Raw genomic sequence first — 9,920 nt, 5'->3', positions numbered from 1 at the left:
GCCGCGCAGATCGAAACCGCCCGGCCGTGGGCCCACCGGCGACCGCCGGTGTCATAGGGTGATCGTTTTCCACGCCGCCAGCTTGGTGGCCGGCGCCACCGCGTGCGCCGGGCTGGTCGACGGCAACCTCCGATAGTCGACCCGCTCGTTGGGCTCGGCCAGCCGCCGGTACAGCTCGGCGGCCTTGGCGCCGTTGAAGTACACCCGCGCGATAGCGGGGTACCGCGCGAACAGTCCGCGGAAGTCGTTGACCGCCAAGCTTTTCGGTTCGATCGCCGAGTCCGCGCTGCCGTGTCGGCGGCAGGCGCGCAGCACATCCCACAGGGCGACCCCGGCCGACTGGAGCGCGGCCAGCCGCGTTTCGTAGGTCGCCGCCGCGTCGAACCCGAACAGCTCACCGGTGATCGCCCAGAACGCATTTCGCGGATTGGCATAGTACTGACCCACCGCCAGGGATTGGGCGCTGGGAAACGAGCCCAGGATCAGCACCGTGGCGTGTTCGTCGACGACCGGCGGGAATCCTCGCAACAGCTGCGTGCTCACGAGTCGATATTCTGCCGCCGACCCGCTTCGCCCGGCTGCGCCGCGCTCGCGATCGACTCGGCATTCTGTCGAACCGCGGTGCCCGTTGTACGTTGGCCGGGTGGAGGACGGGGCCGAGGCCAACATCGACGATCTGCTCGACGGGCTCGAGGGCAGCGCCCGCGCCGAGCGGGCGGAATTGGTGCGGTGGCTGCTCGAGCAGGGCATCAGCCGCGAAGAGATCCGGGCAACCAACCCACCCCTGCTGCTGGCCACCCGCCACCTCATCGGCGGCGACGGAACCTACGTCTCCACCCGCGAGATCAGCGAGACGTACGGCGTCGACCTGGCGCTGTTGCAGCAGGTGCAGCGCGCCATCGGCCTGGTGCGGGTCGACGACCCCGACGCGGTGGTGCACATGCGCGCCGACGGCGAGGCCGCCGCCTTCGCCCAGCGGTTCGTCGACTTGGGCCTCGACCCCGAGCAATTGGTGCTGGTGGTCCGGGTGCTCGCCGAGGGCCTGTCCCGCGCCGCCGAGGTCATGCGGTACGCCGCCCTGTCGACGATCATGCGGCCGGGCGCCACGGAGCTCGAAATCGCCCAAGCGTCAAAGGCTTTGGTCAGTCAGATCGCGCCGATGCTCGGCCCGATGATCCAGCACATGCTGTTCATGCAGCTGCGCCACATGATGGAGACCGAGGCGGTCAACGCCGCGGAGCGCGCCGCCGGCCAGCCGCTGCCGGGGGCCCGCCAGATCACCGTGGCTTTCGCGGACCTCGTCGGCTTCACCCGGATCGGCGAGGCGGTGTCGGCCGAGGAGCTGGGGCACCTGGCCAACCGGCTGGCCGTCCTCGCGCGAGACATCACCGTGCCGCCCGTGCGGTTCGTCAAGACCATCGGTGACGCGGCGATGTTCGTCTGCCCCGACCCGCTGCCCATGCTCGACGTGGTGGTGAAGCTCGTCGAGGCCGTCGACAGCGACAACGATTTCCCGCGGCTGCGAGCGGGCGTGGCTTCCGGCATGGCGGTGAGCCGGGCGGGCGACTGGTTCGGCAGCCCGGTCAACGTCGCGAGCCGGGTCACCAATGTGGCGCGCCCGGGCACCGTCCTCGCGGCGGATTCGGTCTGGGAGACGATCGGCGACACCGGCGAGTTCCACGGGTCGTTCGCCGGCGCGCGCCGCCTCAAGGGCATCAAGAACGAGGTGAAGCTGTTCAGGGTTCGCCGGGGCGACGGGTCCAACGGCGGCGATTGAGCCGGGAACCCCGTACACATGGGCAGGCCCGGACGACTCTGGGGGCGTGTGACTCCGTCATGCGCGGGTCCTACGCGGCCGGTTTTCTACCCTGACTTCCGGCGCTTGGAATTGGTCGTTTCCGGGCCTGCTTCGCTACCAAAAATACAACTTCCCACAGCCCATATCAACGGGTTCTCCGCACCTGAAAGCGCCTTTTTGCGCGCCGTCGAGCCGGCGCGCGGACGCCACGACGCACGGGCGGCGTTCGCCCGGGGTGAACGCCATTCCATTGCGTCTGTAACGGTGTAATCATGTAATCATGAAATCGCATCACACCCACGGGCGGCGCTACGGCCGCCCCGGCGGCTGGCAGCAAGCCCAGCAACCCGACGCCAGTGGCGCCGCCGAATGGTTCGCCGGGCGGCTGCCCGAAAGCTGGTTCGACGGCGACCCGACGGTCATCGTCGACCGCGAAGAGATCACCGTCATCGGACGGCTGCCCGAGCCCCAGGGCTCGGATAAAGAGGAAACCGAGGCCCGCTCGGAAGGGCGCGCGTCGCGGTTCCGCGAGGAGACCCGTTCGGAGCGCATGCGCATCGCCGACGAGGCGCAGGACCGCTACGGCCGCAAGGTGTCCTGGGGCGTCGAAGTCGGCTCGAAGGCCGGCGCGGAGCGAATCCTGTTCACCCACATCGCGGTTCCGGTGATGACCCGATTGAAGCAGCCGGAGCGGCAGGTGCTCGACACGCTGGTCGACGCGGGCGTCGCCCGTTCCCGCGCCGACGCGCTCGCGTGGTCGGTCAAGCTGGTCGGCGAGCACGCCGAGGAATGGCTGGCCAAGTTGCGCAGCGCCATGTCGGCGGTCGACGATTTGCGCGCGGAGGGACCCGACCTGCAGTCGTAACCCGAAGCGCCAGCGGGGCTTTGAATTCGCCGCGCTAGCCGTTGTCGATCTTGGCGACGATCTTGTCGACGATCTGGGTGCCCTGATCGCTGATGTGATACCCGCAGGCGTTGATGTCGACGATGACGTTGTTCGCCGTGCCCATCGCGCGCTGGCACTCCCAGCCGTCGGCGCCCTCTTGGGTGTCCAGCACGGCGATCTTCGGCGGCGCGCCCTGCAGCTGCGCGAACGTCCACCGATAGGTCTTGCCCTTGTTGGTCACCGTCACCGTCTTGCCCGCGCAGCCCTTCCACTTCTCCGCCGAATTCTGCAGGAAGGCCTTGGCTTTGTCGGCGGACGGGAACAGGACGACGGCCTGGTTGACCCAATGGTCGTAGTTGTCGCCGGGCTCGGACGACACCAGCCCGCTCACCGCCGAGTAACCGGTGCCCGCATACACCGGGCTCTGGGTGGTGTAGAGCGCTCCCTGGCAGTCGGGCTGTGACACCGTCAGTGCCGAAGTGTCCATCGCCTGAATGGGTTTGCCGGGCTCCATGGTCGAGGAGCTCATGACGGAGTTGATGTCGGAAGCGCCGAGCAACAGCGCGCTGAGGCGCTCGGCGGGTATCGGGTCGGGTGGCGGCACCGGCTTGGGCCGCACGAGAAGCCAGATGCCCACGGCGCCGGCGACCAAGACGAGCACCCCCGCGAGAGCGGCGACGATGGGCCAGGGGCTGCGGCGTTTGGGTGGGGGTTGGTTCCAGGCGGGTGCGCCGGTGAACGGTTGCGGGGTCTGCGGCGGCGGTGTGCCCCAATTGGCGTTGGGGGCTTGGTAATAGGGCGGCGGGGTGTGGCTGGCCGCCGGAATCGGACCGCTCTCGGGCCGCCACTGCGGCGCCCCCTGACCGGGCACCGGGGTCGAGCCCGGTGGCGCCGGCGGTGGGGTGTTTGCCGTCGGTACCGGGGGACGCGCCATGGCCGTGTCGGCCGGCGTGGCTGGGGGACCCATCGTGACGGTGCCGGGCAGGGTGGCTTCCCGGCTGCGGCGCAGGATGGTCGCGGCGTGGTCTTGGTCGGGGTTGCTCAGCGCCTCGTGCGCGGCCAGGGCCAGGTCCCCGGCACTGGCGTAACGCTCCTCGGGTTTCTTGGCCATCCCGCGGGTGATCACCGCATCGAAAGCCTTGGGAATGCCCGGCCGAAGGGCCGTCGGTTGGGGTATCGGATCCATCATGTGCGCTGACACCAGGACACTGGCGCTATCGGCCCGATACGGCGGTGTGCCGGTGAGGCATTCGTACAGCACGCAGGCCAGGGCGTAGATGTCGGCGCGGTAGGTGACCTCGCCGTTGGAAAACCGTTCGGGCGCCATGTATTTCCACGTCCCCACCGCGGTGCCCAACTGGGTCAACTTCTCATCGGTGGTGGCACTGGCGATGCCGAAGTCGACCAGATAGGCGAAATCATCGCGAGTGACCAGAATGTTTTGCGGCTTGACGTCGCGGTGCATCACCCCGGCGGCGTGGGCGGCGTCGAGCGCCGAGGCGATCTGGGTGATGATGGCCACCGCACGCGGCGGGGCCAGCGGCCCAAAGCGTTTGAGCACGCTGTCCAAGTCGGTGCCCTCGACCAGGCGCATCTCGACAAACATCTGCCCGTCGATTTCGCCGTAATCGTGGATGGGCACCACGTGCGGCTCCTGCAAACGACCGGCGGTGCGGGCTTCGCGTTTCATCCGCTCCCGAAACACCGGGTCCTTGCTGAAGGTCTCCGAGAGCAGCTTGACCGCTACGGTCCACTCCTTGACGGTGTGCTCGGCCTCGTAGACCTCGCCCATCCCACCCCGGCCCAGCAGCCGCTTTAGGTGATACGGCCCAAACTGCGTGCCCACCCGCGAGACCTGCTCATCACTCATCGCCGATCCTCAGCCACCGTAATTGGTCCACCAGGTATGCAGGTCCTCCATGTTGGGCGGATCCCCGTACACGTCGCAAAGCAGGAGTTTGGCCTCGTTCGTCCATATCACGTTCGGGTGGTTCTTGTAAGTGCCGCAGGCGATCATGCCGGCGGTCACCGTCGGGGTGCTGTCGTGATGCCAGCCGTCCGGCGACGCGCCGGCTCCCGGGCAGTTCATCAGCTGTACGGCCGCGACGTCGTCGTCGAACGCCTTCTTCAGCACATCCGCGCTGGCGAACAGCCCGTAGACCGCGCGGGACGGGCCGCCCTGGTTGGTGTTCTGGTCGCAGTCGACCATGGCCAGCGCGTTCACCCAGATACTGTTCGACTTCGGGGTCGCGGCCGTGCACGCGCCACTGGGATACCCGGCGGGCAGCGCGTTGAGCAGTTTGCTTTGCGCGTTGCCGCCCCGGGTGGTGGTCGTCGTGGTCGCGGTCCTGGTGGTCGTGGTCGTCGTGGTGGTCGACGTGCGGTTCGCCTGGGGATTGCTGTCGTCGCCTCCCATGACCAGCGAGATGCCCACGGCGGCGACGGCGAGGACCACCACCAGCGCGGCGACGCCGGCGATGATGGGCCAGGGGTTGCGGCGTTTGGGTGGGGGTTGGTTCCAGGCGGGTGCGCCGGTGAACGGTTGCGGGGTCTGCGGTGGCGGTGTGCCCCAATTGGCGTTGGGGGCTTGGTAATAGGGCGGCGGGGTGTGGCTGGCCGCCGGAATCGGACCGCTCTCGGGCCGCCACTGCGGCGCCCCCTGACCGGGCACCGGGGTCGAGCCCGGTGGCGCCGGCGGTGGGGTGTTTGCCGTCGGTACCGGGGGACGCGCCATGGCCGTGTCGGCCGGCGTGGCTGGGGGACCCATCGTGACGGTGCCGGGCAGGGTGGCTTCCCGGCTGCGGCGCAGGATGGTCGCGGCGTGGTCTTGGTCGGGGTTGCTCAGCGCCTCGTGCGCGGCCAGGGCCAGGTCCCCGGCACTGGCGTAACGCTCCTCGGGTTTCTTGGCCATCCCGCGGGTGATCACCGCATCGAAAGCCTTGGGAATGCCCGGCCGAAGGGCCGTCGGTTGGGGTATCGGATCCATCATGTGCGCTGACACCAGGACACTGGCGCTATCGGCCCGATACGGCGGTGTGCCGGTGAGGCATTCGTACAGCACGCAGGCCAGGGCGTAGATGTCGGCGCGGTAGGTGACCTCGCCGTTGGAAAACCGTTCGGGCGCCATGTATTTCCACGTCCCCACCGCGGTGCCCAACTGGGTCAACTTCTCATCGGTGGTGGCACTGGCGATGCCGAAGTCGACCAGATAGGCGAAATCATCGCGAGTGACCAGAATGTTTTGCGGCTTGACGTCGCGGTGCATCACCCCGGCGGCGTGGGCGGCGTCGAGCGCCGAGGCGATCTGGGTGATGATGGCCACCGCACGCGGCGGGGCCAGCGGCCCAAAGCGTTTGAGCACGCTGTCCAAGTCGGTGCCCTCGACCAGGCGCATCTCGACAAACATCTGCCCGTCGATTTCGCCGTAATCGTGGATGGGCACCACGTGCGGCTCCTGCAAACGACCGGCGGTGCGGGCTTCGCGTTTCATCCGCTCCCGAAACACCGGGTCCTTGCTGAAGGTCTCCGAGAGCAGCTTGACCGCTACGGTCCACTCCTTGACGGTGTGCTCGGCCTCGTAGACCTCGCCCATCCCACCCCGGCCCAGCAGCCGCTTTAGGTGATACGGCCCAAACTGCGTGCCCACCCGCGAGACCTGCTCATCACTCATCGCCGATCCTTCACACCCGTCCACCACGCCACCGACACCCAACAATCGCCGGGCACACCGGTCAGCCGCAACCCCCTGACCTAGCAACCCTGACCGTAAGCCCCCGCCCACCGGAACGCACCACGAATCGCGCGATTAGCCCCGCGCCGACGGGTGGCTTACGCGTCGCTGTCGGCGGCGATCTGGAAAGTGAATTCGTAGTCGCAGATGCGGACGTGGTCGCCGTCGCGCAGGGTGGCGGCGGAGCGGATCCGCTCGTGCTGCACATGGACGCCGTTGGACGACCGCAGGTCGTTGATGATGAAGCTGGTGCCCGTGTCGACGATGACGGCATGGTGGCGGCTGACTTTGGGGCTGTCGAGGATGATGTCGTTGTCGCCCAGCCGCCCGATCCGGGTCGCCGCCGCCCGCAGCGGATAGCTGCGCCCCAACGCCTCGTGCAGGTAAGCGATGGCCTGCTGCCCGGACACCATGGTGTGCTGCTCGAGCACCGTCACCGTGTCGACGGCGGCGGTCTTGGCGGTGCGCTTCACGTCCAGCGGCTCTTGGCGCAGGATCTGCTCGTTGAGCGAGCGCAGCGTGGGCCCGGGGTCGATGCCCAGGTCGTCGGCGAGCGTCGCCTTGACGCGGCGGTAGGCGGCCAGCGCGTCGGACTGGCGATCGGTGAGGTAGTAGGCCGTGATCAACTGCGCCCAAAGCGGTTCGCGGTAGGGGTGTTCGGTGGTCAGCGCCTCGAGTTCGGTGATCACGGCGGACGCACGCCCGCAGGCGATTTCGGCCTCCGCCTTGGCGCCATGGACCAGAATCTTCTCCTCGACAAGGGAAGTGGCGAAGGTGTCGACGAATCCGAACTCGCGCAGGTCTTCGAGTACGGGCCCGCGCCATTCCGCCAAGGCGGCCGTCAGGTGCCGGCTGGCGTCTTCGAATTTGCCGGACGCGGCGGCGTGCACGCCCGCGGTCTTTTCGGCGATGAACCGTCCGAGGTCGTAAGCGTTTTCGTCGATGTTGAGCCGGTATCCGGGCGGCGCCGCGGCCAACACCATGCGCGGCTCGATGCCCGCGCCGCCGAGCAGCTTGCGGAGATTGGACACGTAGGAGTGAATGCTGGCCCGCGCCCCCGACGGCGGCTGGTCATCCCACAGGGCCGTGATGAGCCGGTCGACGGCGACCGGGCTGTTGCGGTTCATCAGCAGCAGGGCCAGTACCGCCCGCTGTTTCGGGGTGCCCAAGGCCACCAGGGTGCCGTCAACGCTCATCTCCAGCGGTCCGAGCAGACCGAGTTCGAGACGTTTGTCCACCATCGCGTGTTGGTCCTTCCGTCACTACTTAGCCATTGTGATGGCAATCCCGGCCGATTCGGCGCCAACCCGCGAATACGCGGCCCCGCGGCTTACGCGCGGGTCATGGCGTAGTAGGCGCCCCGGCGCGCCAGCAGCTCGGCGTGACTGCCCTGCTCGACGATCCGGCCGTCGTCGATCACCACGATGCGGTCCGCGTCGCGGATCGTCGAAAGCCGATGCGCGATAATGAAACTCGTGCGATCCCGGCGCAGCTCTGACATGGCGTGGGCGATGAGTGCCTCGGTGCGGGTGTCCACCGAGCTGGTCGCCTCGTCCAGGATCAACAGTTGCGGCCGGGCAAGGAACGCGCGCGCGATCGTGATGAGTTGCTTCTCCCCGGCGCTGATGTTGCCGCCGCCGCCACTGACCCGTGTCTGGTACCCGGCCGGCAGGGTGTGCACGAACCGGTCGACGTATGCCGCCGTGGCGGCTTGCACCACCTCATCGGCAGTGGCCTCCGGTCGCCCGTAGGCGATGTTTTCCTCGATCGTCCCCTCGAAGAGCCAGGTGTCTTGCAGGACCATGCCGATTCGCGACCGCAGCGACTGCCGGCTCATGGTGCTGATGTCGACGCCGTCCACCAAAATCCGCCCGGAGTCGACGTCATAGAACCGCATGAGCAGGTTCACCAACGTGGTCTTGCCGGCCCCGGTCGGCCCGACGATCGCCACCGTGCTCCCGGGCTCCGCGATCATCGACAGGTCATGGATCACCGGGACATTCGGGTGGTAGCCGAAGCTCACGTGCTGGAACTCGACCCGTGCGGCACCGCCGTCGGGCGGCGCCGCGGCGGGCACTGGATCCGGTCTTTCCTCGGGCTCGTCAAGCAGGTCGAACACCCGCTCGGCGCTGGCCACCCCCGACTGCAGGGTGTTGTACATGCCGGCCACCTGGCTCAGCGGGGCGTTGAACTGCCGGACGTACTGGATGAAGGCCTGGATGCCGCCGAGGCTGATGCGGCCCGTGGCCACCTGTAGGCCGCCCACCACGGCGACGGCCACGTAGCCGAGGTTGCCGATGAACGCGGTCGCCGGTGCCACCAGGCCCGAGAAGAACTGGGCGCCGAAACTGGCCCGGTACACGTCGTCGTTGCAATCGCGGAACTGCTCGCGCGCCGCGGCCTGGTGACCGAAGGTCTTGACCACCGTGAAACCGCTGTAGGTCTCCTCGATGTGAGCGTTGAGGCGACCGATGCTCGTCCATTGCGCCACGAACAGGCGCTGCGCGCGCCGCGCGATCGTGCGCGTCGCCACCAGCGATAGCGGCACCGTGGCGACGGTGATCAGCACCAACAGCGGCGAGATGGACGCCATCATCGCCAGCACCGCGACCACGGTGAGCATCGACCTCACCAGCTGGCTGATGGTCATCGACAGCGACGACTGCACGTTGTCGATGTCGTTGGTCACCCGGCTCAGCAGCTCGCCGCGCTGGCGTCCGTCGAAGTAGGACAGCGGAAGCCGGTGGATCTTGTCCTCGACATCGGACCGCAGCGCCACCATGGTGCGCTGCACGGTGACGTTGAGCAGGCGCGCTTGCGCCCAAATCAGCAGCGCGGAAACGAGATACAAGCACAACGCCAGCGCCAGCGTGCGCGCCACCGCGCCGAAGTCGACACCCCGGCCGGGCACCACACCCATCCCGGACAGCAGGTCGGCGAAGGTGTTGTCACCGCGGGCGCGGGCCGCGGCGACGGCTTGCGCCTTGGTGATGCCCGCGGGGAGCTGCCGGCCGATCACGCCGTTGAACAGCAGATCGGTGGCATGGCCAAGGATTCGCGGGACGACGACCCCGATCACCGTCCCGGTGATGCCCAGGCCGATCACCGCAATGCTCAGCCGGCGTTGGGGCGCAAGCCGTTTGGTCAGCCGGGTGGCCGTGCCCCAGAAGTCGCGCGACCGCCCGGCGGGGGCCGGGGTCAACCCCCGGGTGGCGACCGCGGTCATGGCCCGCCCCCGACCTGACCGGACCGCAACGCGCTCACCGACTGTGAGTCGGCGAACTCCGCGTAGGTGGCGCAGTCGGTGAGCAGCGATTCGTGCGTGCCGGTGCCCACCAGCCTCCCGCCGTCGAGGACGACTATCTGGTCGGCCTGCGCGGCGGTCGAAACCCGTTGCGTGACAACGATGACGGTGGCCACGTCGGCCACCCGCGTGAGCGATGCGCGCACTCGCGCGTCGGTGTGCACGTCGAGCGCGCCGAACGAGTCGTCGAAGAGATAGATGG

7 protein-coding genes and 1 pseudogene are annotated in these 9,920 nt (G+C 68.3%); 2 read left to right on the top strand and 6 right to left on the bottom strand.

Translation table 11 applies throughout. The annotated features are described in order from the left end of the window. Positions 1-51 precede the first annotated feature (51 nt). Positions 52-543 carry a DNA-deoxyinosine glycosylase gene (locus A5702_RS12335; RefSeq protein ID WP_068221018.1) on the bottom strand — a complete coding sequence of 164 codons (492 nt, stop codon included), beginning with the start codon at positions 541-543 and terminating at the stop codon, positions 52-54. Positions 544-643: 100 nt separating this feature from the next. Between A5702_RS12335 and A5702_RS12330 the strand changes: the two genes are divergently transcribed. Together A5702_RS12330 and A5702_RS12325 are read left to right on the top strand one after the other, a co-directional pair. Continuing rightward, complete coding sequence (locus tag A5702_RS12330; RefSeq protein ID WP_082459885.1) at positions 644-1,777, top strand: adenylate cyclase regulatory domain-containing protein; 1,134 nt, start codon at positions 644-646, stop codon at positions 1,775-1,777. Between the two features lie 301 nt (positions 1,778-2,078). Next, positions 2,079-2,663: a hypothetical protein gene (locus A5702_RS12325; RefSeq protein WP_055403723.1), complete on the top strand. Its 585-nt coding sequence runs from the start codon at positions 2,079-2,081 to the stop codon at positions 2,661-2,663. Positions 2,664-2,697: 34 nt separating this feature from the next. Here the strand turns inward: A5702_RS12325 and A5702_RS12320 are convergent, their stop codons facing one another. The 5 genes and pseudogenes from A5702_RS12320 to A5702_RS12300 form a co-directional block, all read right to left on the bottom strand. Beyond that, on the bottom strand, positions 2,698-4,554 hold the full coding sequence (locus A5702_RS12320) for a serine/threonine-protein kinase PknH/PknJ (protein WP_068221015.1): 1,857 nt from the start codon (positions 4,552-4,554) through the stop codon (positions 2,698-2,700). 9 nt (positions 4,555-4,563) lie between these two features. Then, entirely contained in the window at positions 4,564-6,354 is a 1,791-nt protein-coding gene (locus tag A5702_RS12315; protein ID WP_068221012.1) for a serine/threonine-protein kinase, read from the bottom strand. Positions 6,355-6,512: 158 nt separating this feature from the next. Next, complete coding sequence (locus tag A5702_RS12310) at positions 6,513-7,655, bottom strand: BTAD domain-containing putative transcriptional regulator (RefSeq protein ID WP_068221009.1); 1,143 nt, start codon at positions 7,653-7,655, stop codon at positions 6,513-6,515. 89 nt (positions 7,656-7,744) lie between these two features. After that, the gene (locus tag A5702_RS12305) at positions 7,745-9,640 is read right to left on the bottom strand and encodes an ABC transporter ATP-binding protein (RefSeq protein ID WP_068221003.1); all 1,896 of its coding nucleotides are present in this window, start codon (positions 9,638-9,640) and stop codon (positions 7,745-7,747) included. Beyond that, positions 9,637-9,920: pseudogene (locus A5702_RS12300) on the bottom strand (ABC transporter ATP-binding protein); the annotation flags it as partial. The gene A5702_RS12305 and the pseudogene A5702_RS12300, both read right to left, overlap by 4 nt.

This window comes from Mycobacterium sp. E3339, assembly GCF_001666915.1.
GTDB lineage: Bacteria > Actinomycetota > Actinomycetes > Mycobacteriales > Mycobacteriaceae > Mycobacterium.
The sequence above is the reverse complement of the archived record's forward strand: the minus strand, read 5'-3'. Positions and strand labels throughout refer to the sequence as shown.